This is a genomic window from Acidovorax sp. (genome assembly GCF_046339755.1).
Classification (GTDB): domain Bacteria; phylum Pseudomonadota; class Gammaproteobacteria; order Burkholderiales; family Burkholderiaceae_C; genus Acidovorax.
This window is the reverse complement of record NZ_JBKDTZ010000239.1, coordinates 1-25,933: the sequence shown is the minus strand read 5'-3', so window position 1 is coordinate 25,933 and position 25,933 is coordinate 1. Positions and strand designations below refer to the sequence as shown.

Here is a 25,933-nt window from a genome sequence, read left to right as displayed (position 1 = left end):
TTTGTTGTTGTTATGGGCGAAGAATGCAGGCCGATCATGACAATTGCATGACAAACCAGTGGCGAATGTGTTGCAAATGCGTGGCAGCTCAATGGTGCGGCAGCGCCTGCAGGTAGGCGCAGAACATGTCGGCCATGGCGTCGGCATAGGCGGTCATCTCGGCCTCGGTGCGCGGGCTGGCGGAGAAGCGGCTGCCCAGCGCGGCCATGGTTTCGGTGACCATGTCGCCCGCCAGGGCGCGCTGCGCGGCGGGCACCTCGGGCAGCAGCTCCTGCATGAAGGCCTCGATGATGCCGTCGGCATTGGCACGCATGGCCTGCGCCTCGGGTGCGTCGCGGTACAGCGGGGCGGCGTCTTGCAGGGCGCTGCGCATGCCGGCCTCCTCGCACTCCGAGCGGATGAAGGCGTGCACCAGCGTGCGCACGCGCGCCAGCGGGGGCCGGCTGGCATCGCTGAGGATGCTGCGCAGCATGTCCTGCGTCTGCTGCCACTCATCGGCCTGCAGACGGAACAGGATGGCCGCCTTGTTGGGGAAGTACTGGTAGACCGAACCCACACTGACGCCGGCCTTCTCGGCCACGCGGGCCGTGGTGAAGCGCGCCGCCCCTTCCTTGGCCAGAACCTGAACAGCAGCCTGCAGGATGGCGGCCACCAGCCCGGCCGAGCGGGCCTGCTGGGGCTGCTTTCTTGAGGAGATCTGGGGACGGCGGGGTTCGGTCATGGGGGTCCAAAAGGGCAGCAGCGAATGCGACTGGTGAATGCGACGAATTCATCGCATACTCAAAACGCGACGGATTGATCGCATTTTACGGGAAGCAAGCCTGCTCCCCTCCATACAGGACAATTCCATGAACACATTGCACACCCTTCCCCTGGCGCCCCTGCTGGAGCGCCTGTTCGGGCAGGCCGATGCGGCCACCAGCCCGGCCCTGGCCGGCATCTCGCGCGAAGAGCGCGAGCGCCTGATGCACAGCAAGACCGAGTACCTCGACTACAGCCGCATCAAGGACCTGTGGCTGCCGGTGTCGCGCAGCACCGGCACCCTGCTCTACCTGCTTGCGCGCAGCACGGGCGCGCACCATGTCGTCGAGTTCGGCACCTCGTTCGGCATCTCCACCCTGCACCTGACCGCGGCGCTGCGCGACAACGGCGGCGGGCGCCTGATCACCAGCGAGTTCGAACCGGGCAAGGTGGCCCGGGCGCGCGAGCACCTGGCCCAGGGCGGCCTGGACGACCTGGTCGAGGTGCGCGAGGGCGATGCCCTGCACACCCTGGCCAGCGGCCTGCCCGATGCCATCGACCTGCTGCTGCTCGACGGCGCCAAGGCGCTGTACGCCGACGTGCTGGCGCTGGTGGAGAAGCGCCTGCGCCCGGGCGCGCTGATCGTGGCCGACAACGCCGACTTCAGCCCCGACTACCTGGCGCGCGTGCGTGCGCCGGGCAGCGGCTACCTGAGCGTGCCTTTCGGCGGCGATGTGGAAGTGTCGATGCGGCTGGGCTGATCGGGCACGAAAAAAGCGGCTCCGGGGAGCCGCTTTTTTGTGGGGGGATCGATCAACGATCCCCTGGGGTGCCTCTATCAGGCAGTGACGCCGTCTGCCACGTCCTTGAACTCGGCGATCTTGTCGAAGTTCAGGTATTGGTAGATCTTGTCGCCGTTCTGGTTGATGACGCCGATGTCGGCCAGGTACTCTTCCTTGGTGGGGATGCGGCCGAGCTTGGAGCAGATGGCCGACAGCTCCGCCGAGCCCAGGTACACGTTGGTGTTCTTGCCCAGGCGGTTGGGGAAGTTGCGGGTGCTGGTGGACATGACGGTGGCGCCCTCCTTCACCTGGGCCTGGTTGCCCATGCACAGCGAGCAGCCGGGCATTTCCATGCGCGCGCCGGCCGCGCCGAACACGCCGTAGTGGCCTTCTTCGGTAAGCTGGTGCGCGTCCATCTTCGTGGGCGGGGCCATCCACAGCTTGACGGGGATGTCCTTCTTGCCTTCGAGCAGCTTGGAGGCTGCGCGGAAGTGGCCGATGTTGGTCATGCACGAACCGATGAACACTTCGTCGATCGCGGCACCGGCCACGTCCGACAGCGTCTTGGCGTCGTCAGGGTCGTTGGGGCAGCAGACGATGGGTTCGGTGATCTCGGCCAGGTCGATCTCGATGATGGCGGCGTAGTCGGCGTTCTCATCGGGGGCCAGCAGCTGGGGGTTGGCCAGCCAGGCTTCCATGGCCTTGATGCGGCGGCCGATGGTGCGCGCGTCGGCGTAGCCCTGGGCGATCATGTTCTTGAGCAGCACGATGTTCGAGTTGATGTACTCGATCACGGGTTCCTTGTTCAGGCGCACCGTGCAGCCGGCGGCAGAGCGCTCGGCCGATGCGTCGGACAGCTCGAACGCTTGCTCGACCTTCATGTCCGGCAGGCCTTCGATTTCCAGGATGCGGCCGGAGAAGATGTTCTTCTTGCCCTGCTTGGCCACGGTGAGGTGGCCGGCCTTGATGGCGTACAGCGGGATCGCGTGCACCAGGTCGCGCAGCGTGACGCCGGGCTGCATCTTGCCCTTGAAGCGCACCAGCACCGATTCAGGCATATCGAGGGGCATCACACCCGTGGCGGCGGCAAACGCCACCAGGCCGGAGCCGGCGGGGAAGCTGATGCCGATGGGGAAGCGGGTGTGCGAGTCGCCGCCGGTACCGACGGTGTCAGGCAGCAGCATGCGGTTGAGCCAGCTGTGGATGATGCCGTCGCCGGGCTTGAGCGAGATGCCGCCGCGCGTGCTGATGAAGTCGGGCAGCTCGTGGTGCATCTTCACGTCCACGGGCTTGGGGTAGGCAGCCGTGTGGCAGAAGGACTGCATCACCAGGTCGGAGCTGAAGCCCAGGCAGGCCAGGTCCTTCAGTTCGTCGCGCGTCATGGGGCCGGTGGTGTCCTGCGAGCCGACCGAGGTCATGCGCGGTTCGCAGTACGTGCCGGGCACCACGCCCTGGCCTTCGGGCAGGCCGCAGGCGCGGCCGACCATCTTCTGCGCCAGCGTGAAGCCCTTGCCGGTGGCGGCAGGCACTTGCGGCAGGCGGAACAGCGTGGAAGGTGCCAGGCCCAGGGCCTCGCGCGCCTTGGCCGTGAGGCCGCGGCCGATGATCAGCGGAATGCGGCCGCCGGCGCGCACTTCGTCGAACAGCACTTCGCTCTTGACTTCGAATTCGGCGATGACCTGGCCGTCCTTGAGGGCCTTGCCGGCGTAGGGCAGCAGCTCGATCTCGTCGCCCATGTTCATCTGGCTCACGTCGAGTTCGATGGGCAGCGCGCCCGCGTCTTCCATGGTGTTGTAGAAGATGGGAGCGATCTTGCTGCCCAGGCACACGCCGCCGAAGCGCTTGTTGGGCACGAAGGGAATGTCTTCACCCGTGAACCACAGCACGCTGTTGGTCGCCGACTTGCGGCTGGAGCCGGTGCCCACCACGTCGCCGACGTAGGCCACCAGGTTGCCCTTGGCACGCAGGTCTTCGATGAACTTGATGGGGCCGCGCTTGCCGTCTTCTTCCGGCGTGATGCCGTCGCGCTTGTTCTTGAGCATGGCCAGGGCATGCAGCGGGATGTCGGGGCGGCTCCAGGCGTCGGGTGCGGGCGACAGATCGTCGGTGTTGGTTTCGCCGGTGACCTTGAGCACGGTGAGCTTGATGCTCTGGGGCACTTCGGGGCGGCTGGTGAACCACTCGGCCTCGGCCCAGCTTTGCAGCACGGCCTTGGCGAAGGTGTTGCCCTTGTCGGCCTTTTCCTTGACGTCGTGGAACTGGTCGAACATCAGCAGCGTCTTCTTGAGCGCTTCGGCGGCGACGGAGGCCACGGCCGCGTCGTCCAGCAGGTCGATCAGGGGGGTGAGGTTGTAGCCGCCCAGCATGGTGCCCAGCAACTGCGTGGCCTTTTCGCGGCCGATCAGCGTGCACACTTCGGTACCGTGGGCCACGGCGGCCAGGTAGCTGGCCTTGACCTTGGCGGCGTCGTCCACACCGGCGGGCACGCGGTTGGTGATCAGGTCCACCAGCGTCTCACCTTCACCGGCGGGCGGGTTCTTGAGCAGCTCGATCAGCTCGCCGGTCTGCTTGGCCGTCAGGGGCAGCGGTGGGATGCCCAGCGCGGCGCGCTCGGCCACATGGTCACGGTAGGCTTTCAACATCATTTCTCTCCGGTTGCGTTCTAAAGTGGGGTGGTTGCGCCGCGGCTGCAAGGGCCGGCGGTGCGGGGGTACCGTGTCTCGTCGGATTTCGTTATTTGGTGGCCGTGGCCGTGCCGGTGGCGCCAGCCGCAGGCAGCGGGTCGAACACGCTCTGGGGCGGTGCCTTCTTGGCGGCTTCGGCCACCAGGGTCTGCTCGGCGCTCATGCACTCATCGGCCAGGCGCTGGCCGAGCTTCTGGTTCATCAGCATGGACTTGTTGGCGATCTGCAGCCACACGGCGCCGGCCTTCTGGTCTTCCAGGCGCACGGCACCGGTGCTGGTGACCACGGGGGTCATGTGGTACTTGAAGCCCTTGCCTTCGATGTGAAAGCGCCCGGGGATGGCGGCGTCGGCCGTCACGTTGACGAAGGCGCCCAGCTCGCAGGCGATGCGGCCGGTGTGCACCTTCTGGGCAACGGCCTGCTCTTCGGGGCTCAGCGCCGCGTCGGCGGCGATGAGGCCGGACGCCACCTGGTTTGCGGCGGTGTTCAGCTGCTGGCGGCTGCTGGTGGGCTCTGCCTTGGCGGTCTTCTTGGGCGGAGCCTTGTCCTTGGCTTCGGCCGTCTTGGCCGCGGGCTTGGCGGCCGGCTTCGCAGCAGCCTCCTTCTTCGGTGCGGCTTCCTTCTTGGCGGCGGGGGCGCTCTTCTTGGCGGGCTCTGCAGCGGCCTGCGCCAGGGCAAGGCCAGGGGCCACCAGCATCAGGGCGGAGGTGAGAATCAGAGATTTCATGGGAAAGGTCCTGGAAAGGTTTCAGGCGTGGGGGGAAGCAAACCAGTGGGCCACGTCGGGCGGGAGGGCGCGCCCGGTCTGGTGGGCGCGTTCGAGCACCTGCCAGTAGTAGCGGTAGCTGGCGCGGTCGTGCAGGGTGCCATCGTGGCTGATGGGCGCCCAGTCGGCCTGCGCTGCAGCGGCAATGATGCGGGCGGACAGCTCGATCTCGTCCTGCTGCGGCGCAAAGGCCTGCAGGATGGGGCGGATCTGGCCGGGGTGGATGCTCCACATGCGGGTGTAGCCCAGCTCCTGCGAAGCGCGGGTGGCGGCGGCCTGCATGGCAGCGGTGTCGGAAAACTCGGTCACCACGCAGTGCGAGGGCACCTTGCCGTGGGCATGGCAGGCGGCTGCGATCTCGAGCTTGGCGCGCACCACCAGCGGGTGCTCGAACTGGCCGCGCGAGCCCATGGCCGACGAAGGGATGGCCCCGCCATGCGCGGAGACAAAATCCATGAGCCCGAAGCTGATGCTCTGCACGCGCGGGTGCGCGGCGATCTCGAAGGCGCGGTGCACGGCGGCGGGCGATTCGATCAGCACGTGCAGCGGCAGGTGGCCGGCCGAGGCGGCGAGCAGCGCCTTTTCGGCCTGCAGCACGTCGTCCACCGACTCGACCTTGGGCACCATGATGTGGGTGAGCCGGTGGCCGGCCTCGCCCGCGATGGTGGCGATGTCATTGGCAAAGGCGGCGTGGTCCACGGTGTGCACCCGGGCGGCCACGCGCGCGCCCTCGGCGGCGCCCAGTGCCAGCGATGCGACCAGGGCCGCATGCTCGCGCTCCTGACCCACGGGGGCGCCGTCTTCGCAGTCCAGGGTGACGTCGAACACGCAGTGGCCGAACTCGGCCGTCATCTCGGCCTGCAGCTGCAGGCTTTTCCTCATGCGCGCTTCCACGCCGCTGTAGTGGTCGCACACGGGCAGGCGCAGGGCGGCGGCCTGGGCGCCCAACAGAACGCTGGCAGGGTGTGCGGGTACGGCCACGGTGCTCATGATGGGCGGCGCTGGGCGACGATGAACATGCGCGGAAAGGCTAGCAGGCGGTTGCCGTCGCTGCGCTCGGGGTAGGCCTCGCCGATGCGGCGTTCGTACTCGGCCAGGAAGCTGGCGCGCAGTGCGTCGCCCAGCGGGTCGAGGAAGGGGCGCAGGCCGGTGCTGCGCAGCCAGTCGACGATGGAGCCAGCCGTGGGCATGACGTGCTGGTAGACGGTGTGCCACACGTCCACGTGGGCGGCATCCTTGGCCAGCATGTCGTAGTAGCCGGCGATGGTGGCCAGCTCGGTGCGCACGGCATCGGCGTCGCCGATGGGCCCGCGCCAGGGCTCTTCGCCGGCCACGGCGCGCATCAGGCGGTGCGAGGGTTCCTGCCGGTTGTCGGGCAGCTGGATGGCCAGCACGCCGCCGGGGGTGAGCAGGCTGAACAGCCGGGGAACCAGGGTTTCGTGCCCCGCCACCCATTGCAGGGCGGCGTTGGCGTAAATCAGGTCGGGCGCCACAGCGGGCACCCAGGTGGCGATGTCGCCCAATTCAAAGGCCGTGCCGGGCAGGCGCTCGCGCGCGCTGGCCAGCATGGCCTCGGAAGTGTCGATGCCGGTGACCTGCGCCTGTGGAAAGCGCTGCACCAGCAGCTCGGTGGAATTGCCCGGCCCGCAGCCCAGGTCCACCACATGGGCGGCCCGGGCCAGCGGAACACGCGCCAGCAGCTCGGCGGCCGGGCGCGTGCGCTCGTCCTCGAAACGGCGGTAGAGCGCGGGGTTCCAGTCGGCCATGGAAGGACTTGTCTGTCTGCGGACCGATTACAGCAGGTGCTTGACGCCGTCTTGCTCGCCTTGCAGCTCGGCCAGGGTCTTGTCGATGCGCTCTTGCGAGAAGGCGTCGATTTCCAGGCCTTCGACGATCTTGTACTCGCCGTTTTCGCAGGTGACGGGGAAGCCGAACATGGTGTCCTTGGGGATGCCGTACTGGCCGTCCGACGGGATGCCCATGGTGACCCACTTGCCGTTGGTGCCCAGGGCCCAGTCACGCATGTGGTCGATGGCGGCGTTGGCGGCCGAGGCAGCCGAGGACAGGCCGCGTGCTTCGATGATGGCGGCGCCGCGCTTGCCCACGGTGGGCAGGAAGGTGTTGGCGTTCCATTCCTGGTCGTTGATCATCTTGGCGACGCTTTCGCCATTGATGGTGGCGAAGCGGTAGTCGGCGTACATCGTGGGCGAGTGGTTGCCCCAGACGGTCAGCTTCTCGATGTCGGCCACGGCCTTGCCGGTCTTGGCAGCGATCTGGCTGGCAGCGCGGTTGTGGTCCAGGCGCAGCATGGCGGTGAAGTTCTTGCGTGGCAGGTCAGGCGCCGACTTCATGGCGATGTAGGCGTTGGTGTTGGCAGGGTTGCCGACGACCAGCACCTTCACGTTGCGCGAGGCCACGGCGTTCAGTGCCTTGCCCTGGGCCGTGAAGATGGCGCCGTTGACGGCCAGCAGTTCGGCACGTTCCATGCCGGGGCCGCGTGGACGCGAACCGACCAGCAGGGCGTAGTCGGCATCCCTGAAGGCGGTCATCGGGTCGCTGTGGGCTTCCATGCCGACCAGCAGGGGGAATGCGCAGTCGTCGAGCTCCATCATCACGCCCTTGAGCGCCTTCTGGGGGCCTTCGACAGGCACTTCGAGCAGTTGCAGAATGACCGGCTGGTCCTTGCCCAGCATTTCGCCGGAGGCGATGCGGAACAGCAGTGCGTAACCGATTTGACCAGCGGCGCCGGTGACGGCAACGCGAACGGGCTTCTTGCTCATGGTGAGAACTCCAGGGAAGGTAAGGAAATCAGGGGTGTGTGCAACGCAAGCACCAGCGCCTGTTACCAGCAGCCCGTGCCCCGCAAAACAGCCTTGGAGTGTACCGCCGATTCAATACCCCGGTCAATTTGTCTTATGTCTTATATAAGATATGATCGGGACCCTGAAAAAGAGACTGGGAAAGGTGTGTGCCTGCCCGTTCGCAACACCCGCACCGAGCCCCCACAGCGCCCCGACAAAGCCCACCAACCGACCGCCATGTCCTCGATCCCGCTCAACGCCGACACCCCTGCGCAGCCTGCGGCCGGCGCGGGCTCTGCCACGCCGGCGTTCAGCCCGCTGTACCAACAGATCAAGGGCCTGATCCTGCAGAGCCTGCAGCAGGGCGAGTGGAAGCCGGGCGAGGCCATCCCCAGCGAGATGGAGCTGGCCGCGCGCTTTCGCGTGAGCCAGGGCACGGTGCGCAAGGCCATCGACGAGCTGGCGGCCGAGAACCTGGTCATGCGCCGCCAGGGCAAGGGCACCTTCGTGGCCACGCATGCCGAGCAGCATGTGCAGTACCGCTTTCTGAAGCTCATGCCCGACACCGGCGACGCCCGCGGCGAAGGCCGCGCCAAGCGCGAGGTGATCGACTGCAAGCGCGTGCGCGCCACCGCCGACGTGGCGCGCGCCCTGGCGCTGCGCAGCGCCGACCCGGTGATCCAGGCGCGGCGCGTGCTGTCCTTCGTGGGCGTGCCCACCATCCTCGAAGACATCTGGCTGCCGGGCCAGGCTTTCAAGGGGCTGACGGCAGAACAGCTGGCCAGCTACGAAGGCCCTACTTACGCCATGTTCGAAATCGACTTCGGCGTACGCATGGTGCGCGCCGAAGAGAAAATACGCGCCGTGCTGCCTGATGCCGAACAGGCCGCGGTGCTGAAGGTGGCACCGGGCACGCCGCTGCTCAGCGTGGAACGCATCGCTTACACCTACAACGACGTTCCCATGGAGTTACGGCGCGGCCTGTACCTCACGGACACCCACCACTACCGTAATGAACTGAGCTGACACTACCCTGGCAACTGAGCGGAAATGTCGGCATTAGGGGCGACTTGAAACCGCGTGTGTTGCGTTGCAATAGAATTTTGCGTTCTTTGCATGTCCAAATTACAAAGCAGTTACATCCACGAAAGCACAAAACATGACCGAACTCGCCAAAAAACGGCCTGAATTCCGCAACATCAATGCCTTCAAGGACCTGACCACCTACCGCATGACGCCAGCTGCGTGGGTCTCGATCCTGCACCGCGCCAGCGGGCTGATCATGTTCCTGCTGTTGCCTTTCATCATCTGGATGTTCGACACCTCCGTGTCGTCCGAAATCTCGTTCGCCCGCTTCACGGCGGCATTCAACATCGGCATCGGCTTCGTGCCCGGCTGGTTCGTCAAGCTCGCGGCCCTGGCCCTGATCTGGTCGTACCTGCACCACTTCACGGCCGGCCTGCGCCACCTGTGGATGGACGTGAGCCACAGCGCCGTGAACAAGCAGTTCGGCAAGACCTCGGCCCTGTCGGTGCTGGCCATCAGCATCCCGCTGACCCTGGTGCTGGGCGCCAAGCTGTTCGGCCTGTACTGATCGATCGATTACCAAATCATAAAAAAAGCGGTGACCGCAGCCATTCCGCAGCCAACACCGCCGCACAAGAGGAAAGTACCCATGTCCGTCAATTACGGTTCCAAGCGCGTCGTCGTCGGCGCCCACTACGGCCTGCGCGACTGGCTCAGCCAGCGCGTCACCGCCATCCTGATGGCGCTGTTCACGCTGGCCCTGCTGGCCCAGGTGATCTTCAACAAGGGCCCCATGGGCTATGACAAGTGGGCCGGCATCTTCTCGGCCCAGTGGATGAAGGTGCTGACCTTCTCCGTGATCATTTCGCTGGCATGGCACGCCTGGGTGGGCGTGCGCGAAGTGCTGATGGACTACATCAAGCCCGTGGGCCTGCGCCTGGCGCTGCAGGTTTTCACCATCGTCTGGCTCGTCGGCTGCGCCGGCTGGGGCATCCAGGTTCTGTGGCGTCTCTGATACCGATCCCCCGCGACTGAAGGCAAACAACAAATGAGCTACTCCAAAGCTAACATCACCAAGCGCAAGTTCGACGTCGTCATCGTCGGTGCCGGCGGCTCCGGCATGCGCGCCTCGCTGGAACTGTCCCGTGCCGGCCTGAACGTGGCCTGCCTGTCCAAGGTGTTCCCCACGCGCTCGCACACGGTGGCGGCGCAGGGCGGCGTGTCCGCCTCGCTGGGCAACATGAGCGAGGACAACTGGCACTACCACTTCTACGACACCATCAAGGGCTCGGACTGGCTGGGCGACCAGGACGCCATCGAGTTCATGTGCCGCGAGGCACCCAACGTGGTGATCGAACTCGAACACTTCGGCATGCCGTTCGACCGCAACCCCGACGGCACCATCTACCAGCGCCCCTTCGGCGGCCACACCGCCAACTACGGCGAGAAGCCCGTGCAGCGCGCCTGCGCCGCGGCCGACCGCACCGGCCACGCCATGCTGCACACGCTGTACCAGCAGAACGTGAAGTCCAAGACCAACTTCTTCGTGGAGTGGATGGCGCTGGACCTGATCCGCAACGAGGCAGGCGACGTGGTCGGCGTGACCGCGCTGGAGCTGGAAACCGGCGACCTGTACGAGCTGCAGGCCAAGGCCGTGCTGCTGGCCACCGGTGGCGCGGGCCGCATCTTCGCGGCATCGACCAACGCCTTCATCAACACCGGCGACGGCCTGGGCATGGCGGCACGTGCCGGCATCCCGCTGCAGGACATGGAGTTCTGGCAGTTCCACCCCACCGGCGTGGCCGGCGCGGGCGTGCTGCTGACCGAAGGCTGCCGCGGCGAAGGCGCCATCTTGCTCAACAGCAATGGCGAGCGCTTCATGGAGCGCTATGCGCCCACCCTGAAGGACCTGGCACCGCGCGACTTCGTGTCGCGCTCGATGGACCAGGAAATCAAGGAAGGCCGTGGCTGCGGTCCGAACAAGGACTACATCCTGATGAAGCTGGACCACCTGGGCGCGGACACCATCCGAAAGCGCCTGCCATCGGTGGAAGAGATCGGCCACAACTTCGCCAACGTGGACATCACCAAGGAACCGATCCCCGTGGTGCCCACCATCCACTACCAGATGGGTGGCATCCCCACCAACATCAACGGCCAGGTCGTGGTGCACGACGGCCAGCAGAACCACATCGTCAACGGCCTCTATGCCGTGGGCGAGTGCTCGTGCGTCTCGGTGCACGGCGCCAACCGCCTGGGGACCAACTCGCTGCTGGACCTGCTGGTCTTCGGCAAGTCGGCCGGCAAGCACATCGTGAACTTCGTCAAGGGTTCGGGCGAACACCAGCCCATGCCTGCCGACGGCGCGGACCGCACCCTGGCCCGCCTGAACCAGCTGCAGGACTCGACCGAAGGCATCTACGCCCAGGACGTGGCCAACGACATCCGCTCCAGCATGCAGCAGCACGCGGGCGTGTTCCGCACGCAGGCCAGCATGGACGAAGGCACGGTCAAGATCAACGCCATCCGTGAACGCGTGAGCGGCGTGACGCTGAAGGACAAGTCCAAGGTCTGGAACACGGCCCGCATGGAAGCCCTGGAAGTCGACAACCTGATCGAAGTGGCCCAGGCCACGATGACCTCGGCCGCGGCCCGCAAGGAATGCCGTGGCGCGCACACGGTGTACGACTACGAGCACCCTGCCGACCACGCCGAGTTCCCGCTGGGCCGCAACGACAAGGAGTGGATGAAGCACACCCTGTGGCACAGCGCGAACAACAGCCTGACCTACAAGCCTGTGAACCTCAAGCCCCTGACGGTGGACAGCGTGCCTCCCAAGGTCCGTACGTTCTGAAGATCCAGCAGCCTCACGAAAGAACAACATGAAGCGCACCTTTCAAATCTACCGCTACGACCCGGACAAGGACGCCAAGCCCTACATGCAGACCATCGAGATCGAGCTCGATGGCCACGAGCGCATGCTGCTGGACGCCCTGGTCAAGCTCAAGGAGCAAGACCCCAGCCTGTCGTTCCGCCGTTCGTGCCGCGAAGGCGTGTGCGGCTCGGACGCCATGAACATCAACGGCAAGAACGGCCTGGCGTGCCTGACGAACATGAACACCCTCAAGGGCACCATTGTTCTGAAGCCCCTGCCCGGCCTGCCGGTGATCCGCGACCTGATCGTGGACATGACGCAGTTCTTCAAGCAGTACAACTCGATCAAGCCCTACCTCATCACCGAGGACCTGGCCCCCGAGAAGGAACGCCTGCAAAGCCCCGAAGAGCGCGAAGAGCTCAACGGCCTGTACGAGTGCATTCTGTGCGCGAGCTGCTCCACGAGCTGCCCCAGCTTCTGGTGGAACCCCGACAAGTTCGTGGGCCCCGCCGGCCTGCTGCAGGCCTACCGCTTCATCGCCGACAGCCGCGACGAAGCCACGGGTGCGCGCCTGGACAACCTGGAAGACCCGTACCGCCTGTTCCGCTGCCACACCATCATGAACTGCGTGGACGTTTGCCCCAAGGGCCTGAACCCCACGATGGCCATCGGCAAGATCAAGGAACTGATGGTGCGCCGCACTGTCTGACGGAATCCGGAAAGCACCCAGGCCATGTCCGACACCTCGACCCCCGTCCTGCCGCAGGCCAACGACCTGCTGGACGACCGCGAGAGATCCAAGCTGCACTGGCGCTCCCGGCGCGGCCTGCTGGAGAACGATCTCTACATCGAAAATTTCTTCGCGCGGTTCGGGTCGGGCCTGACCTGGCGCCAGGGCCACGGCATGAACGAGCTGATGAACCTGGCGGACAACGACCTTTTGGACCTGCTGCTCGCGCGCCGCGAGCCCGAAGGTCCGCTCGATACAGAAGAAGTGCGTGAAGTACTCGGCATGCTGCGGCTCAGTGGTGGCGCAGCGAGGCCCCGGGCCTGACCTGGAGACAGGGCCCCCTACCACCGGAATTCCGGCAAACCTACCCAAGGAAAGTAACAATGAAGCTAGCTGACAACAAAGCCACCCTGTCGTTCAGTAACGGCAGCCCCAGCGTGGACCTGCCGGTCTACCAGGGCAGCATTGGCCCGGATGTCATCGACATCCGCAAGCTGTATGCGCAAACGGGCATGTTCACCTATGACCCGGGCTTCCTGTCGACGGCAGCGACCCAGTCGGCCATCACCTACATCGATGGCGACAAGGGCGAACTGCTGTACCGCGGCTACCCCATTGAGCAGTTGGCGCAGAACTGCGACTTCCTGGAAACCTGCCACCTGCTGCTGTACGGTGACCTGCCCAACGAAGCGCAGAAGACCGACTTCACCAGCCGCGTGACCAACCACACCATGGTCAACGAGCAGATGCAGTTCTTCCTGCGTGGCTTCCGCCGTGACGCGCACCCCATGGCGGTGCTGACCGGCCTGGTGGGCGCCCTGTCGGCCTTCTACCACGACAGCACGGACATCAACAACCCGCAGCACCGCGAGATCGCTGCCATCCGCCTGATCGCCAAGATGCCCACCCTGGTGGCCATGGCGTACAAGTACGGTGTGGGCCAGCCCTACATGTACCCGCAGAACAACCTGAGCTACGCAGGCAACTTCCTGCGCATGATGTTCGGCACGCCCTGCGAAGAGTACAAGGTCAACCCTGTGCTGGAACGCGCGCTGGACCGCATCTTCATCCTGCACGCAGACCACGAGCAGAACGCATCGACCTCGACCGTGCGCCTGTGCGGCTCGTCGGGCACCAACCCGTTTGCAGCCATCGCCGCCGGCGTGGCCTGCCTGTGGGGCCCTGCCCACGGCGGCGCCAACGAGGCAGCCCTGAACATGCTGTACGACATCCAGGCCCAGGGCGGCGTGGAAAAGATCGGCGAGTTCATCAAGCAGGTCAAGGACAAGAACTCCGGCGTCAAGCTCATGGGCTTTGGCCACCGCGTGTACAAGAACTACGACCCCCGTGCCAAGCTCATGCAGGAAACCTGCAACGAAGTGCTGGCCGAACTGGGCCTGGAAAACGACCCGCTGTTCAAGCTGGCCAAGGAACTGGAAAAGATCGCCCTGGAAGACGACTACTTCGTGCAGCGCAAGCTCTACCCGAACGTGGACTTCTACTCCGGCATCGTGCAGCGCGCCATCGGCATCCCGGTGAACCTGTTCACCGGCATCTTCAGCCTGGCCCGCACCGTCGGCTGGATCGCCCAGCTGAACGAAATGATCGGCGACCCCGAATACAAGATCGGCCGCCCACGCCAGCTGTTCACGGGTTCTGTGCGCCGCGATGTGCCGCCGCTGGATAAGCGCTGAGCAATCGGCCCATTCTCTGAAGACTTCGGTCTTCGGGGTATCGGAAAGCCCGCTTCGGCGGGCTTTTTTCATGGCATTGAGTGGCTTGTTATGCGCTCGCGCCGTTGACAACTTTCTCGCTGCCTTGAGTTTCAGCTCTACAGGTCTCTTGATTGTCCTCGCGGCAAGAACTTTTTAGTGGCGCCCTGGAATCCCGTTGCCACAACGACTTAACCATCCTGCAGTGCCTTCTACATGCCTGCCATAAATCGCTTATATAGCTCTCCGTATTTTTGCGGGGGGATCTCGCTCAGTTGGTTCCCATGGCGGACAAAAAATGCACCATCGAAATTCGACGGTTCATCCTGCGCCTGGGTTTCCAGCACAAACACAGTCTTATCGTAATAACGTACAGCCTTTATATGCCTTGCGACGTAGTCTTTGAGCGGCTCCGAGAGCGCTGAGTTCTTGATCCGCTGGGTGAGCTCCATAAATAGCTCGTCGAGTGACTTGCCCAGCACACCGGCCTCATGCTCAACCCCTGTAATGAAGAAACGTTCAAAGGGACGAGGGTCCACTTTATAAAGCTGCGTCACACGCTTGGCGTCCGACTCCGTGTCGGCCACCCCAACCAGCACATAGCCAACAACCCCCTTGCGAATATTGGCGATGCCAGCTAAGGTCTTCAGTATCTTGTCAAAGCTGTCTTCATCGAAACCATTTTTACGGTCTAGGCGAAGAAATCCCTGCTTGAAGTCGTAGGCACCTTGCTCAGTATAAGATTGCGTGAGTATATTCTCCATTCGAGTAATCCAGCGGACTTGAGCCGGGTCATAGCCTTGGGCCGGTCCAAATGCAGCACCATAGACGCCAGCCGCTCCATTCACTGCCCTAACGCGATCCTCGGCTCCCCATCGCCCACCTTCGGGGACCGGGATGTTTGCCCCGCTGCCATCAATCAGCTTAATCAGCGCATCTTGATCGGTGACTTCCTGATTCTGTAGCACGATCATTTTATGTAGTGCCAAAAAAACGACTTGAAAGTACCTCGGCGCGCGAGGTGACTGCTCCCCAAACAGCAACTGTCCCAGCGTCCGACCTGCGCGATTCAAAGTAACCTTTAACTGGTCGAGCACACGTTGAAAGTCCGCCGACGCCACCTCAATAGTGTTTTTCTGAGTAGCCAGTTCTATCTCTTGATAACGCTGATGCTGAGCCTCCCCGTCGCTGTAGCCAAAAAAGTCATCCAGAAATTCGCTGCGTGACGAGGGCTTAGTATCGAGCAACATAAAAGCCAAAATGTCAGCCACCAACTCCTCATCACGCGACTCTCGCACTTGTTCTTTAGTCAACACACCTTGTTTGATCCAGAAAACTTCGTCAACATCGATGCCGTAGGGCAAGTCCCTATTCGTTATCGAGATTTTTTTCATCTCGTTCAAAGGAAGTTCATCCGATGCTGAAACGTCGCCACGAACCTTAGATGCAATAAGCCGAACGGCTTGCGCAAAGTGACCTGTAGCTCCGGCAATGCGAAGCTCCTGTCGTGAAAGCTTTCGGCCGCCGGAATTAATTCGACGAAACACCTCGTCCACGTCGCTGGCGTTGGCGAACTCGTAGATTGACAAAGGCATCGTATATGCGGCAATTGGTACGCATGTCTCACGTGGAAGCTTCGGCTCGCGCTGTCTCAGCTTGCCCTCGTCCATCAGCGCTTTAGTTTCTGCCATTGTATTCAAGTCGAAGTACGCGCCACCGACGTCGTACTCGTTCTCAATGAATCCAAAAATGGCGTTCAATCGCTGCATTCCGTCGATGATCTCAAAGAGATTCTGCGCCTCGGCCTTCCGTTCTGCGAGCAGAACAATGGGAACAGGGTAACCCGATATGACCGAATCAATGAATCTCCGCTTTTCGTCGAGTGTCCAGACGAGCTTGCGTTGATACCGGCGGTTGACAATGTACCGCCAAGCCAGATAGTTGCCGTAGATGCGTTGGATTGCCTCGCCTTTGACGGTCAAATCCTGGCCTGCACGGGCTGATTTGGGTTCAGTCATTTTTTCCCTTGTTGATAGGCAAATTCTGCCTGTACTTGAGCAGAAAATGATGGGAGGAAAGCGTAGTTGTATCTCTTGAGGAATCAAGCGACGGAACCAGCTCGTTCATGGCTGCATGTGCGGCGAGGGCGGATCACACCACGGGTTCAGCCACCAGCACTTACCAGTGCAAAGCAAGAACTTTTGCCTCTCCAATGAACCCAGCCTCCCAAACCCGCAATTCCTGACCGATGGCGATCCGAGGCCTTACGAGGTCTGGGGAGAGAAACTTGACGCGCACGATGCGGGACTCGCCCGGCCACAGCGGTCCTGTTTCAGTCATATCAAAACGCCCGTCAAAGAGATCGCCATCGATGCTCAGCGGACAGCCCCACCAAACGGCAGGCGTCGGCCCTGCTCGTCCGCCCGCATCAGATGGAAGCAGCCGCAATTCGACAACGGCATCAGGAGGCCAAAGTGCCACAGCGCTTCTTTCAAACAGAGAATGGTTCAGCTCCGTACACCGGAGCACCCGAATTCACCACGGTCGTGCCGCTGTAGAAGCGGGCAATTTCCTTTGTGGGAACACCCATGAACTGGGCCGACCGCAAGCTCGGGCAAGTCTCCAGGCTTGTCAACGAACGCTCTCGGCCCACTACGCCAAAGAGCGACAGGTGTTCCAAGTGCTGCAATTCTGCAATCGGAGATAGCGACTGAACTACCGTTCTTTTGCCTGCGGCGTCCCACCCGGGTGAAGTCTCCAGCAGCAGAATGCGCAGTTGCGCCAGGCCAGCGAGAGGGGCCAAGTCCTCAACCGAAGGCATGTGCATTATTCGCAAGTAGCGCAGCTGAGACAGACCGCCAACAGGCTGGAGAGTGGCATCTGGATAGGAGGCCACAGTCAACGACTCCAGATTCACCAACTCGCTGATTGGCTCCAGCGTTTTGTAAGAGCAATGCCAGATGCGCAAGTGCCTGATTGCGGCCTTGTCCTCGATAGACGGCATGGTCTTGCTGCTGTCGCGCACCAGATCGAGCTTCATGGATTCGTTCTGTCTCTTGTTGATGACACTCATCGTAGCAACAGCAGCCGAGTTGCCCCGAACAATTCACCGCCTCCCCGGCCCCCCAAACCTCTCCCGGTACGCCTGCGGCGTGATCCCCAGGTGCCGCACAAACAACTGCCTCAACGCCTGCTCCGACCCCATGCCCACACGCGCGGCCACGGTCTTCAGCGGCAGCGCGGCCTGCGGCTGGGAGGTGGACTCCAGCAACCGCCGCGCCCCTTCTAACCGCGCAGCATCGACAAACGCCGACGGCGTCTGCCCCGTCTCCTGCACAAACACGCGGCGAAAGTGCCGCTCGCTCATGGCAGCACGCGCAGCCAGGGCAGACATGGGCATGGGTTCGGCCAGATTCTCCAGCACCCAGCTTTGCACGGCCTGGATGTCGCGGTGGGTGACTCCCTGGCTGGCCAGTTGCACGCTGAACTGCGATTGGCCGCCGGGGCGCTTGAGGTACATGACGAGGTCGCGCGCCACCTCCAGCGCGAGGGCGTGGCCGAAATCCTCTTCCACCAGGACCAGGGCAAGGTCGATGCCGGCGGTGACGCCGGCCGACGTCCACAGCGTGCCGTTGCGCACGTAGATGGCAGGCGGCGAATGGCGGAGGAGGCGAGGCGCACCTGTTGCACCTTGCGCTTTTTGACGCCCGCCCGCAGGCTGCGCCGCCTGTGAAGGCAGGGTTTCACACCTGGAAAAAAACCCCCTTGAAACTCTTTTGGCCGGCTCTATTTTTCCTTCCGAGCCGGCCAGGACGGTGTCCGTCCTGCCGGTGTGTTCATCAACCCACCCCTTGGAGGACCCATCATGTATGCATCGCTGTTGAATCATCCAGGCAGCCTGTTCGGTCATTTCGAGCGGCTGCGCCGTGAACTCGACGACGTGTTCGGCGCTGCCAGCCTGCCGAGCGCCATCCGATCCGTTGCCTCGGGCACCTTGCCGGCCCTGAACGTGGGGCGCACGCCGTCGAGCGTGGAGGTGTATGCCTTCGTGCCCGGCCTTGATCCGTCGAAGATCGACGTGGACCTGGACCGGGGCATCTTGCGCATCTCGGGCGAGCGGGCCAGCACCATTCCGCAGAACGACTCCAGCGTGCAAGTCTATGCGCGCGAGCGGCGCAACGGCGCGTTCTCGCGCACCGTTTCGCTGCCGGACGACATCGACCCCGAAAAGGTAAGCGCGAGCTACCGGGACGGCGTGCTGCAGGTGAGCATCGCCCGCAAGGAAGCGCCCCAGCCCACGCGCATCGCCATCCACTGAAGGCCGACGGAACCCACAGACCATCGAGGAGAACCCATCATGACGCAGCAACAGCAACAACAAGTCACCACCACCACCGGCGCTGCCGCCGCCAGCACCCGTGGCAACAGCGCGGTGGAGCAGGATCTGCAGCATTCGGTGCTGCCGGCCGTGGACGTGTTCGAGAACCCGCATGGCATCACCTTGCTGGCCGACATGCCCGGCGTGCCGCGTGAGCACCTGGACATCAAGGTGGAGGGCGAATCGCTCTTGATCGAGGGCACGGTGCAGACCCGCATGCCGGAGGGCCTGGAGGCGGTGCATGCCGAGGTGCGCATACCGCGCTACCGCCGCAGCTTTGTGCTGAGCCGCGAGCTGGATACCAACGGCATTCAGGCGCAGCTCAAGGATGGCGTGCTGTCACTGCACATTCCGAAAAAGGCCCATGCGCAGGCGCGCAAGATTCCCGTGGCGATCCACTGAGCTGCGGGGGCACACAACACCACCATTGCCGGAGAATGAACATGAACCCTATGGCAGCAAAACCCAAGCAGGGTGTGGGCTCCCTGTGGAGCGCAGTGTCCAGCGGCTGGCGTGGCCTGTTGGCCCGGGCCCGACAGGCCTGGGGCCAGCACAGGGCCCCGTTGCGGGCGCCAGCAGGCCGAGCAGCCGATGATGAAGCCGGACCGTTGCGCAACCCGGTGTCACGTATCAAGGGCTGGGCCTTCATGTCCGCCGCGGTGCTGGAGGATGAGCGCGCCGTGATCGTCCGCATCGATGCCCCGGGCATGCAGCGCGAGGATTTCAGCATCGAGGTGCAGGAGCGCGCGCTGAAGGTGCGGGGCGTGCGGCGCTCGCAGTTCCACCAGGCCCGCGCTGGTGGGTGGCAGGTGTCGCAGTGGGCTTACGGGTCGTTCTGCCGCTACCTGGCACTGCCCGCGCGCGTGCAGGCCGCGCAGGGCGTGGCGGTGTACCGCGACGGTGTGTTGCGCATCGAGATACCGAAAGCCGAGCGCGACGCGGTGAAGCACATTCCAGTGCAGTCGGCCTGATTGCGCGGCCAGCCGCCACGGCCCGGCGGGAGCAGCAGCGGCGCCAGCAGGCCCGCCGGCTCCCAAAGGGTTGCGTGGCGGGCCGTCTCACTCAACGCGCCGATGACATGGTTCTTGAAATCACCATGGCAGCCCTTATCTCCACGGGCATCATAAAAAATTCTGGAGCACATGCCATGCCTATCGAGTTCCTTCGTGAAATTGCCGATGCCGAGTTGCCGCTCGGTGTGTCGGACGAGGGCCGGATCGACAAGCTCAGGGTGTTGGCGGCGGCAGGGATGGTCACGGCTTCGTTGCCGCCCGCGGGCACGGGCGGACCGGCCCAGGTGCTGACCGTGACCGGCCTGGGCCGCGCCACGCTCAAGGTGCGCGAGCTGCGCCGGCAGGAGCCCCTGCTGATGCATTCCGCCTGAGGCCCACGGGGCGCGGCCTGGGCCGTGCCCCGCCCTAGTCCCGCTCGGGGCCGCGGCGATTCAGCGGCGCCCCGGCCCCCCAAACCTCTCGCGGTACGCCTGCGGCGTGATCCCCAGGTGCCGCACAAACAACTGCCGCAGCGCCTGCTCCGACCCCATGCCCACGCGCGCAGCGACGGTCTTGAGGGGCAGTGCTGTCCCGCCCTGCTGTTGCGATGACGACTCCAGCAAGCGCCGCGCCCCCTCCAGCCGCGCAGCATCCACAAACGCCGACGGCGTCTGCCCCGTCTCCTGCACGAACACCCGGCGAAAGTGGCGCTCGCTCATGGCCGCACGCGCGGCCAACGCGGCCAGGGGCATGGGCTCTTGCAAATTCTCCAGCACCCAGGTCTGCACGGCCTGGATGTCGCGGTGGGTGACGCCCTGACTGGCCAGTTGCACGCTGAACTGGGATTGGCCGCCGGGGCGCTTGAGGTACATGACGAGGTCGCGTGCCACCTCCAGTGCGAGGGCATGGCCGAAGTCTTCTTCCACCAGGGCCAGGGCGAGGTCGATGCCGGCGGTGACTCCGGCGGACGTCCACAGCGATCCGTCGCGCACATAGATGGCGTCTGGGTCCACGTCGATGGCGGGGTAGCGCTGGCGCAGCAGGGCGGCCACGCTCCAGTGGGTGGCAGCGCGGCGGCCGTCGAGCAGGCCGGCGGCGGCCAGAAAGAAGCTGCCGGAGCACAGGGCGATCATGCGGCCGACGCGCGGGGCCACGCGGGCGGCCCAGGCCACCAGGTCGGGCGAGGCGGCCAGCACCTGCTCGATGTTGCGCGAGCCGACGAGGACCACGGTGCAGCCGGGGCCGCCCTCTTGTTGCTCCAGCTCCGCAAGGGTGTGGGTGGCGGTCAGTGCCATCAGGGTGTCGGACTGCACGGCCCCTGCCTGGGCGGCCACCACGCGCACGGCGTAGCCGTCGGGCCGGCCGTGCTGGCGCAGGTGGACGTTGGCGTAGTCGAACACGGACATGGGGCCCACGGCCTCCAGCGCCTTGAAGCCGGGGTAGACGACGAGGTCGATGCGGTGGGGCTGGCCGGCGGGATGGTGGTGCGGGTGATCCATGGCTGATAGGAGCAAGCAAAGGCGATGGACTATACGGGAGGCGATGTCCGCCAAGGCCATGAACGATGGGATTCGGCCATACCCCCAAGGTCTGCGGCCATGGGTTTCTGCATGCGCTGCACATGGCCTACAGTCACGAAGTCAACCAGTGCCCTGAAGTCGCAGAACCTCAGGCCCCCTCCCCTTTACCAACCCATTCCCCAACACCATGACCATCAAATCCAAAGCCGCCGTGGCCTTCAAGGCCGGAGAACCCCTGCAGATCGTCGAGATCGACGTGGCGCCCCCGAAAAAGGGCGAGGTGCTGATCCGCATCACCGACACGGGCGTGTGCCACACGGACGCCTTCACCCTGAGCGGTGAAGACCCCGAGGGCCTGTTCCCCGTGGTGCTGGGCCATGAGGGCGCGGGCATCGTGGTGGAGGTGGGCGAGGGCGTGACCAGCGTGAAGCCGGGCGACCATGTGATTCCGCTCTACACCGCGGAGTGCGGCGAGTGCCTGTTCTGCAAGAGCGGCAAGACGAACCTGTGCGTCGCAGTGCGCGCCACGCAAGGCAAGGGCGTGATGCCCGATGGCACCACGCGTTTCAGCTACAGCGGCCAGCCGATCTACCACTACATGGGCTGCTCGACCTTCAGCGAGTACACGGTGGTGGCCGAGGTGTCGCTGGCCAAGATCAACCCGAAGGCCAACCCCGAGCAGGTGTGCCTGCTGGGCTGCGGCGTGACCACGGGCCTGGGCGCGGTGAAGAACACGGCCAAGGTGCAGGAGGGCGACACGGTGGCGGTGTTCGGCCTGGGCGGCATTGGGCTGGCGGTGATCCAGGGCGCCAAGCTGGCCAAGGCGGGGCGCATCATCGCCATCGATACCAACCCCAGCAAGTTCGACCTGGCCAAGACCTTTGGCGCCACGGACTGCATCAACCCCAAGGATTTCGACAAGCCGATCCAGCAGGTGATCGTGGAGATGACGACCTGGGGCGTGGACCACAGTTTCGAGTGCATCGGCAACGTGAACGTGATGCGCGCGGCGCTGGAATGCGCGCACCGCGGCTGGGGGCAGTCGGTCATCATCGGCGTGGCGGGTGCGGGGCAGGAAATTTCCACCCGACCCTTCCAGTTGGTGACGGGCCGCAAGTGGCTGGGCACGGCCTTTGGCGGCGTGAAGGGCCGCAGCGAGCTGCCGGGCATGGTAGAAGACGCGATGGCCGGCAAGATCCAGCTGGAGCCGTTTGTGACGCACACCATGGGGCTCAAGGACATCAACGAAGCCTTTGACCTGATGCACGAAGGCAAGTCCATTCGTTCGGTGGTCAAGTACGCCGCTTGAGGCTTGGCGCATATGTCGTCCACATCGTTTGAACTGCTCAGCGAGCACGCCTGCTTTGGCGGCGTGCAGCGCTTCTACCAGCACGCATCCACCGAGATTGGGCTGCCGATGAAGTTCTCGGTCTACCTGCCGCCGCAGGCGCAGCAGGGGCCGGTGCCGGCGCTGCTGTACCTGGCGGGGCTGACCTGTACGGAAGAGACCTTCATGGTCAAGGCCGGGGCACAGCGCCTGGCGGCGGAGCTGGGCTTGGCGCTGATCGCGCCCGATACCAGTCCGCGCGGCGCCAATGTGCCGAGCGAAGCCGAAAGCTGGGACTTTGGCGTGGGCGCAGGCTTTTACCTGGACGCCACGGCCGAGCCCTGGGCCAAGCACTGGCGCATGGAAAGCTATTTGATGAAAGAGCTGCTCCCGCAGGTGCTGGCGCAGTTGCCGTTGGACGGCGAGCGGCTGGGCATCTTCGGCCACTCGATGGGCGGGCATGGGGCGCTGACCCTGGCGTTGCGCCACCCGGGGCGGTTCAAGAGCTTGTCGGCGTTTGCGCCGATCTGCGCGCCCACGCAGTGCCCCTGGGGCGAGAAAGCCTTCACCGGCTACCTGGGTGCGGACCGCACGGCCTGGATCGAGCACGATGCCACGGTGCTGATGCAGCACCAGCCGGTGGCGCCCTACCCGGCAGGCATCCTGATCGACCAGGGGCTGGCCGACAAGTTCTTGCCCACGCAGTTGCACCCGCATCTGTTCGATGAGGCGTGCAAGGCCATTGGCCAGCCGCTCACGCTGCGCCGGCGCGAGGGCTATGACCACGGGTACTACTTCATCCAGAGCTTCATGGCGGACCACCTGGCGCACCATGCGCGACAGCTGGTGGCGCCGAAGTAGCCGGGCCTCTGGCGCCAGGCCAATGCTGAGTTGGCTTTAATGTCACGTTAAGTCTGGGGCGGGAGACTCCGCCTCCATGCCCAAGACTGTGCTGCAGCCACCGCTGCGGCAACCCTCTTTTCTTCCGTCCGCGCCGCACGCCTGGACCCTTCGCCCTGCACTGCCGGGGTGCGGGGGCGGTAACGCGCGGGTAAGTCCTGGGCCCGGAGACTGCCTCTCATGCCCGTGACCCCGCTGCCGCAACTGCGGCTGCCCTCTTTTCCTGCTTCGCCCGCCTCCTCCACGGCCAGCCCCCGCCCTGCGGCATCGCCCCCACAGAGCCTGCACCCGGCGTGGGTGGTGCTGCTGATCAGCCTGTGGCTGGCCACGGTGTGCAATGTGCCGCTGTGGCGCGAGGTGGCCACCCTGCCGGGCCAGGGCAGCCTGCGCGGCTATGGTTTTGCGCTGGCGTTTGGAGCGATAGTCACGGCGGGCAATGCGGGGCTGCTGGCCCTGCTGGCCTGGCGCTGGACGCTCAAGCCCGCGGCCGCGCTGCTGGTGCTGATGGCGGCGTTTGGCGCGTATTTCATGCTGGCCTATGGCATTGCCATCGACGCCAGCATGCTGACCAACGTGGTGCAGACCGACGTGCACGAGGCCGGGGACCTGCTGAGCCTGCGCATGCTGGCCACCGTGGCCGCCCTGGCCGCGCCGCCCTTGCTGTGGCTGGCGCGCACGCCGGTGCGGCGCCTGTCGCCGCTGCGCCAGTTGGGGCACAACGGCTTGCTGCTGCTGGGCTCGGTGGTGGTGATCGTGGCAAGCTTGCTGCTGGTGTTTCAGGATTTCTCGTCCACCATGCGCAACCACACCAAGCTGCGCTATTTGATCAACCCGCTCAACAGCGTGTACGCGCTGGGCAATGTGGCCACCAAGCCCCTGCGCATGGACCACCACACGCTGATCCCCGTGGGCCGCGATGCGCACCTGGGCGCCAGCTACGCGGGCCAGGCCGACAAGCCGCCGCTTTTGGTGCTGGTGCTGGGCGAGACGGGGCGCAGCGGCAACTTCGGCATCAACGGCTATGGGCGCGACACCACGCCGTTGCTCTCGGCACGCAAGGACCAGTTGGTGAGCGCGGGCAATGCCTGGTCGTGCGGCACGAGCACGGCGGCATCGGTGCCGTGCATGTTCTCGCACCTGGGCAAGAGCGGGTACGAGAGCCGCTCGGCCAATTTCGAGAGCCTGGTCGATGTGCTGCACCATGCCGGCCTGGCCGTGCTGTGGCTGGACAACCAGTCGGGCTGCAAGGGCGTGTGCGACCGGCTGGGCGACACCAACACCGCCAACCTGAAAGACCCCGAGCTGTGCGCCCACAAGGGCGAGTGCCTGGACCGCATCATGCTGAAGGACCTGGACGCGCGCATCGCCGCCCTGCCCGCCGAGCAGCGCCAGCGCGGCACGGTGGTGGTGATGCACCAGCTGGGCAGCCACGGGCCGGCGTACTTCAAGCGCTCGGCGCCGGATGCCAAGCGGTTCTTGCCCGAGTGCACGTCCACGGCGCTGCAGGAATGCAGCCGCCAGCAGGTGGTGAATGCGTACGACAACAGCATTGTGGAGACGGACCGTTTTCTCGATGGCGTGCTGCAGTGGCTGGGCACGCAGAACGCGAACGCCCAGACGGCCATGGTGTATGTGGCGGACCATGGCGAGTCGCTGGGCGAGAACAATATTTACCTGCACGGTCTGCCGTACTCGATTGCGCCCGATGTGCAAAAGCATGTGCCGTGGATCACCTGGTTGTCGCCTGCGATGCAGTCGCGCGTAGGGGCGAGCACGGGTTGTCTGCAGCGTGATCTGCGGGAGCGGCGCATCACGCATGACAGTTATTTCCATTCGGTGCTGGGGTTGATGGATGTGCAGACGGGGGCTTACCGGCCGGAGTTGGATGTGTTCACTCCTTGCCGGGATGCGGGGGCGGCGCAGGCGAAGGCCGACAGCCCTATTGCCGCGCCGCGCAAGTCCTGACGATTGCACGGCACGCTCCCGGCCTCCGAGGCGGGGCCAGGCGCTCGTGCGTTGCTGCGCATGGTTGCTGCATGCCTTTACGGAGGGCGGGAGCCGGGATGTGCGCCCGGCGGCGCAGTAACTTTCTCTTGGGCCGCCAAGAGAAAGTCACCAAAGAGAAGGCGGCCCCGCTGCCCGTGTCCCCCTCGCACTTCGTACGAGGGGGCAGCCTGCGATGCTTGGTCCTGGGGTGCACCGCGGAACTCGCTGCGTTCCCCCTGCGGGTGAACTCCGCTCAAACATCCGCGGTGAGTCAGACAACGATGCGCGTGTACTTCGGCACGCGCCCACCCCAGGCTCTGCGCTTCTCGGCACGGTCAGAAGGGGGGGGGGAACGGGCTCCACTCGGGCCATTGCTTCGCTCGGCCGCGTGGTCCTTCGCTGCGCTCGGCTCGCCAGAGCGCTCGCGCCAGTTGCGTCGGCAGCGCGCAGCGCGAACCGAAATCAGGCGTAGCTGCGAAGCAGCAGCCGTCTTTGACCCCGCTCCCCACCCCTTCTGGCTGCGCCGAGAAGCGCAGGAGCTGGGGTGGGCGTGTGTGCCGAAGGACACACACGCTTCGTCGTCTGGCTCGTCGATGCTGTTTGAACTGAGTTCACCCGCAGTGGGAACGCTGTGAGTTCATCGACGCCCACCCAAGATCCGAGCATCGAAGGCTGCCCCCATCGCACGAAAGGGCGATGGGGGAAGCATACTG

Annotated in this window: 24 protein-coding genes and 1 pseudogene; 15 read left to right on the top strand and 10 right to left on the bottom strand. The window is 64.7% G+C overall.

Features of this window, described 5'->3' with window-relative positions:
* Positions 1 to 88: 88 nt before the first annotated feature.
* Positions 89 to 721: a TetR family transcriptional regulator gene (locus tag ACK59X_RS20580; protein WP_409960250.1), complete on the bottom strand. Its 633-nt coding sequence runs from the start codon at positions 719 to 721 to the stop codon at positions 89 to 91.
* Positions 722 to 848: 127 nt separating this feature from the next.
* Here ACK59X_RS20580 and ACK59X_RS20575 point away from each other — a divergent pair, with 127 nt between their 5' ends.
* Positions 849 to 1,502, top strand: a complete 654-nt coding sequence (locus tag ACK59X_RS20575) for an O-methyltransferase (protein ID WP_409960249.1) — start codon at positions 849 to 851, stop codon at positions 1,500 to 1,502.
* Positions 1,503 to 1,579: 77 nt separating this feature from the next.
* Here ACK59X_RS20575 and acnB read toward each other — a convergent pair whose 3' ends face one another.
* The 5 genes from acnB to ACK59X_RS20550 all read right to left on the bottom strand — a co-directional run bounded on the left by acnB (position 1,580) and on the right by ACK59X_RS20550 (position 7,753).
* Positions 1,580 to 4,165: a bifunctional aconitate hydratase 2/2-methylisocitrate dehydratase gene (gene acnB, locus ACK59X_RS20570; RefSeq protein ID WP_409960248.1), complete on the bottom strand. Its 2,586-nt coding sequence runs from the start codon at positions 4,163 to 4,165 to the stop codon at positions 1,580 to 1,582.
* A 91-nt stretch (positions 4,166 to 4,256) separates the two neighbouring features.
* Complete coding sequence (locus ACK59X_RS20565) at positions 4,257 to 4,934, bottom strand: hypothetical protein (protein WP_409960247.1); 678 nt, start codon at positions 4,932 to 4,934, stop codon at positions 4,257 to 4,259.
* 21 nt (positions 4,935 to 4,955) lie between these two features.
* A complete protein-coding gene (locus ACK59X_RS20560) occupies positions 4,956 to 5,963 on the bottom strand; it encodes an HpcH/HpaI aldolase/citrate lyase family protein (RefSeq protein ID WP_409960246.1) in 1,008 nt (335 codons plus the stop codon).
* On the bottom strand, positions 5,960 to 6,739 hold the full coding sequence (gene tam, locus ACK59X_RS20555) for a trans-aconitate 2-methyltransferase (RefSeq protein WP_409960245.1): 780 nt from the start codon (positions 6,737 to 6,739) through the stop codon (positions 5,960 to 5,962). The genes ACK59X_RS20560 and tam overlap by 4 nt, the downstream gene beginning before the upstream one ends.
* Positions 6,740 to 6,766: 27 nt before the next feature.
* Positions 6,767 to 7,753, bottom strand: a complete 987-nt coding sequence (locus ACK59X_RS20550; protein ID WP_409960244.1) for a malate dehydrogenase — start codon at positions 7,751 to 7,753, stop codon at positions 6,767 to 6,769.
* Positions 7,754 to 8,011: 258 nt separating this feature from the next.
* On the opposite strand from ACK59X_RS20550, the gene ACK59X_RS20545 reads away from it, so the two are divergent.
* From ACK59X_RS20545 to ACK59X_RS20515, 7 genes are all read left to right on the top strand, one after another.
* Entirely contained in the window at positions 8,012 to 8,800 is a 789-nt protein-coding gene (locus tag ACK59X_RS20545) for a GntR family transcriptional regulator (protein WP_409960243.1), read from the top strand.
* Positions 8,801 to 8,933: 133 nt separating this feature from the next.
* On the top strand, positions 8,934 to 9,368 hold the full coding sequence (sdhC, locus tag ACK59X_RS20540; protein ID WP_409960242.1) for a succinate dehydrogenase, cytochrome b556 subunit: 435 nt from the start codon (positions 8,934 to 8,936) through the stop codon (positions 9,366 to 9,368).
* An 81-nt stretch (positions 9,369 to 9,449) separates the two neighbouring features.
* Positions 9,450 to 9,815 carry a succinate dehydrogenase, hydrophobic membrane anchor protein gene (sdhD, locus tag ACK59X_RS20535; RefSeq protein WP_409960241.1) on the top strand — a complete coding sequence of 122 codons (366 nt, stop codon included), beginning with the start codon at positions 9,450 to 9,452 and terminating at the stop codon, positions 9,813 to 9,815.
* A gap of 33 nt (positions 9,816 to 9,848) precedes the next feature.
* On the top strand, positions 9,849 to 11,654 hold the full coding sequence (gene sdhA / locus ACK59X_RS20530) for a succinate dehydrogenase flavoprotein subunit (RefSeq protein WP_409960240.1): 1,806 nt from the start codon (positions 9,849 to 9,851) through the stop codon (positions 11,652 to 11,654).
* A gap of 28 nt (positions 11,655 to 11,682) precedes the next feature.
* A complete protein-coding gene (locus tag ACK59X_RS20525; RefSeq protein WP_007848477.1) occupies positions 11,683 to 12,384 on the top strand; it encodes a succinate dehydrogenase iron-sulfur subunit in 702 nt (233 codons plus the stop codon).
* Positions 12,385 to 12,408: 24 nt separating this feature from the next.
* Positions 12,409 to 12,729 carry a succinate dehydrogenase assembly factor 2 gene (locus ACK59X_RS20520; RefSeq protein ID WP_409960239.1) on the top strand — a complete coding sequence of 107 codons (321 nt, stop codon included), beginning with the start codon at positions 12,409 to 12,411 and terminating at the stop codon, positions 12,727 to 12,729.
* Positions 12,730 to 12,788: 59 nt separating this feature from the next.
* On the top strand, positions 12,789 to 14,099 hold the full coding sequence (locus ACK59X_RS20515) for a citrate synthase (protein WP_409960238.1): 1,311 nt from the start codon (positions 12,789 to 12,791) through the stop codon (positions 14,097 to 14,099).
* Between the two features lie 230 nt (positions 14,100 to 14,329).
* Here the strand turns inward: ACK59X_RS20515 and ACK59X_RS20510 are convergent, their stop codons facing one another.
* From ACK59X_RS20510 to ACK59X_RS20500, 3 genes and pseudogenes are all read right to left on the bottom strand, one after another.
* Positions 14,330 to 16,135: a DUF262 domain-containing protein gene (locus ACK59X_RS20510; RefSeq protein ID WP_409960237.1), complete on the bottom strand. Its 1,806-nt coding sequence runs from the start codon at positions 16,133 to 16,135 to the stop codon at positions 14,330 to 14,332.
* Positions 16,136 to 16,608: 473 nt separating this feature from the next.
* Entirely contained in the window at positions 16,609 to 17,157 is a 549-nt protein-coding gene (locus tag ACK59X_RS20505) for a hypothetical protein (RefSeq protein ID WP_409960236.1), read from the bottom strand.
* Between the two features lie 66 nt (positions 17,158 to 17,223).
* Positions 17,224 to 17,772: pseudogene (locus ACK59X_RS20500) on the bottom strand (GlxA family transcriptional regulator); the annotation flags it as partial.
* A gap of 210 nt (positions 17,773 to 17,982) precedes the next feature.
* Here ACK59X_RS20500 and ACK59X_RS20495 point away from each other — a divergent pair.
* The 4 genes from ACK59X_RS20495 (at position 17,983) to ACK59X_RS20480 (ending at position 19,879) form a co-directional block, all read left to right on the top strand.
* The gene (locus tag ACK59X_RS20495; RefSeq protein ID WP_145699214.1) at positions 17,983 to 18,435 is read left to right on the top strand and encodes an Hsp20/alpha crystallin family protein; all 453 of its coding nucleotides are present in this window, start codon (positions 17,983 to 17,985) and stop codon (positions 18,433 to 18,435) included.
* A 39-nt stretch (positions 18,436 to 18,474) separates the two neighbouring features.
* The gene (locus ACK59X_RS20490) at positions 18,475 to 18,897 is read left to right on the top strand and encodes an Hsp20/alpha crystallin family protein (protein WP_409960235.1); all 423 of its coding nucleotides are present in this window, start codon (positions 18,475 to 18,477) and stop codon (positions 18,895 to 18,897) included.
* 41 nt (positions 18,898 to 18,938) lie between these two features.
* A complete protein-coding gene (locus ACK59X_RS20485) occupies positions 18,939 to 19,466 on the top strand; it encodes an Hsp20/alpha crystallin family protein (RefSeq protein ID WP_409960234.1) in 528 nt (175 codons plus the stop codon).
* Between the two features lie 176 nt (positions 19,467 to 19,642).
* On the top strand, positions 19,643 to 19,879 hold the full coding sequence (locus tag ACK59X_RS20480; RefSeq protein ID WP_409960233.1) for a hypothetical protein: 237 nt from the start codon (positions 19,643 to 19,645) through the stop codon (positions 19,877 to 19,879).
* A gap of 60 nt (positions 19,880 to 19,939) precedes the next feature.
* Here the strand turns inward: ACK59X_RS20480 and ACK59X_RS20475 are convergent, their stop codons facing one another.
* Positions 19,940 to 20,986 carry a GlxA family transcriptional regulator gene (locus tag ACK59X_RS20475; protein WP_409960232.1) on the bottom strand — a complete coding sequence of 349 codons (1,047 nt, stop codon included), beginning with the start codon at positions 20,984 to 20,986 and terminating at the stop codon, positions 19,940 to 19,942.
* Positions 20,987 to 21,200: 214 nt separating this feature from the next.
* Between ACK59X_RS20475 and ACK59X_RS20470 the strand changes: the two genes are divergently transcribed.
* The 3 genes from ACK59X_RS20470 (at position 21,201) to ACK59X_RS20460 (ending at position 25,199) form a co-directional block, all read left to right on the top strand.
* Positions 21,201 to 22,316 (top strand): S-(hydroxymethyl)glutathione dehydrogenase/class III alcohol dehydrogenase, encoded by a 1,116-nt coding sequence (locus tag ACK59X_RS20470; RefSeq protein WP_409960258.1) that lies wholly within the window; start codon positions 21,201 to 21,203, stop codon positions 22,314 to 22,316.
* 12 nt (positions 22,317 to 22,328) lie between these two features.
* Positions 22,329 to 23,195 (top strand): S-formylglutathione hydrolase, encoded by an 867-nt coding sequence (fghA, locus tag ACK59X_RS20465; protein ID WP_409960231.1) that lies wholly within the window; start codon positions 22,329 to 22,331, stop codon positions 23,193 to 23,195.
* A 219-nt stretch (positions 23,196 to 23,414) separates the two neighbouring features.
* Positions 23,415 to 25,199 carry a phosphoethanolamine transferase gene (locus ACK59X_RS20460; RefSeq protein WP_409960230.1) on the top strand — a complete coding sequence of 595 codons (1,785 nt, stop codon included), beginning with the start codon at positions 23,415 to 23,417 and terminating at the stop codon, positions 25,197 to 25,199.
* Positions 25,200 to 25,933: the final 734 nt, after the last annotated feature.

What these genes read in the sequence shown, in the direction of transcription:
- ACK59X_RS20580 (WP_409960250.1), bottom strand. Translation starts at nt 721, where the DNA reads ATGACCGAACCCCGCCGTCCCCAGATCTCCTCAAGAAAGCAGCCCCAG.
- ACK59X_RS20575 (WP_409960249.1), top strand. Translation starts at nt 849, where the DNA reads ATGAACACATTGCACACCCTTCCCCTGGCGCCCCTGCTGGAGCGCCTG.
- acnB (WP_409960248.1), bottom strand. Translation starts at nt 4,165, where the DNA reads ATGTTGAAAGCCTACCGTGACCATGTGGCCGAGCGCGCCGCGCTGGGC.
- ACK59X_RS20565 (WP_409960247.1), bottom strand. Translation starts at nt 4,934, where the DNA reads ATGAAATCTCTGATTCTCACCTCCGCCCTGATGCTGGTGGCCCCTGGC.
- ACK59X_RS20560 (WP_409960246.1), bottom strand. Translation starts at nt 5,963, where the DNA reads ATGAGCACCGTGGCCGTACCCGCACACCCTGCCAGCGTTCTGTTGGGC.
- tam (WP_409960245.1), bottom strand. Translation starts at nt 6,739, where the DNA reads ATGGCCGACTGGAACCCCGCGCTCTACCGCCGTTTCGAGGACGAGCGC.
- ACK59X_RS20550 (WP_409960244.1), bottom strand. Translation starts at nt 7,753, where the DNA reads ATGAGCAAGAAGCCCGTTCGCGTTGCCGTCACCGGCGCCGCTGGTCAA.
- ACK59X_RS20545 (WP_409960243.1), top strand. Translation starts at nt 8,012, where the DNA reads ATGTCCTCGATCCCGCTCAACGCCGACACCCCTGCGCAGCCTGCGGCC.
- sdhC (WP_409960242.1), top strand. Translation starts at nt 8,934, where the DNA reads ATGACCGAACTCGCCAAAAAACGGCCTGAATTCCGCAACATCAATGCC.
- sdhD (WP_409960241.1), top strand. Translation starts at nt 9,450, where the DNA reads ATGTCCGTCAATTACGGTTCCAAGCGCGTCGTCGTCGGCGCCCACTAC.
- sdhA (WP_409960240.1), top strand. Translation starts at nt 9,849, where the DNA reads ATGAGCTACTCCAAAGCTAACATCACCAAGCGCAAGTTCGACGTCGTC.
- ACK59X_RS20525 (WP_007848477.1), top strand. Translation starts at nt 11,683, where the DNA reads ATGAAGCGCACCTTTCAAATCTACCGCTACGACCCGGACAAGGACGCC.
- ACK59X_RS20520 (WP_409960239.1), top strand. Translation starts at nt 12,409, where the DNA reads ATGTCCGACACCTCGACCCCCGTCCTGCCGCAGGCCAACGACCTGCTG.
- ACK59X_RS20515 (WP_409960238.1), top strand. Translation starts at nt 12,789, where the DNA reads ATGAAGCTAGCTGACAACAAAGCCACCCTGTCGTTCAGTAACGGCAGC.
- ACK59X_RS20510 (WP_409960237.1), bottom strand. Translation starts at nt 16,135, where the DNA reads ATGACTGAACCCAAATCAGCCCGTGCAGGCCAGGATTTGACCGTCAAA.
- ACK59X_RS20505 (WP_409960236.1), bottom strand. Translation starts at nt 17,157, where the DNA reads ATGAAGCTCGATCTGGTGCGCGACAGCAGCAAGACCATGCCGTCTATC.
- ACK59X_RS20495 (WP_145699214.1), top strand. Translation starts at nt 17,983, where the DNA reads ATGTATGCATCGCTGTTGAATCATCCAGGCAGCCTGTTCGGTCATTTC.
- ACK59X_RS20490 (WP_409960235.1), top strand. Translation starts at nt 18,475, where the DNA reads ATGACGCAGCAACAGCAACAACAAGTCACCACCACCACCGGCGCTGCC.
- ACK59X_RS20485 (WP_409960234.1), top strand. Translation starts at nt 18,939, where the DNA reads ATGAACCCTATGGCAGCAAAACCCAAGCAGGGTGTGGGCTCCCTGTGG.
- ACK59X_RS20480 (WP_409960233.1), top strand. Translation starts at nt 19,643, where the DNA reads ATGCCTATCGAGTTCCTTCGTGAAATTGCCGATGCCGAGTTGCCGCTC.
- ACK59X_RS20475 (WP_409960232.1), bottom strand. Translation starts at nt 20,986, where the DNA reads ATGGATCACCCGCACCACCATCCCGCCGGCCAGCCCCACCGCATCGAC.
- fghA (WP_409960231.1), top strand. Translation starts at nt 22,329, where the DNA reads ATGTCGTCCACATCGTTTGAACTGCTCAGCGAGCACGCCTGCTTTGGC.
- ACK59X_RS20460 (WP_409960230.1), top strand. Translation starts at nt 23,415, where the DNA reads ATGCCCGTGACCCCGCTGCCGCAACTGCGGCTGCCCTCTTTTCCTGCT.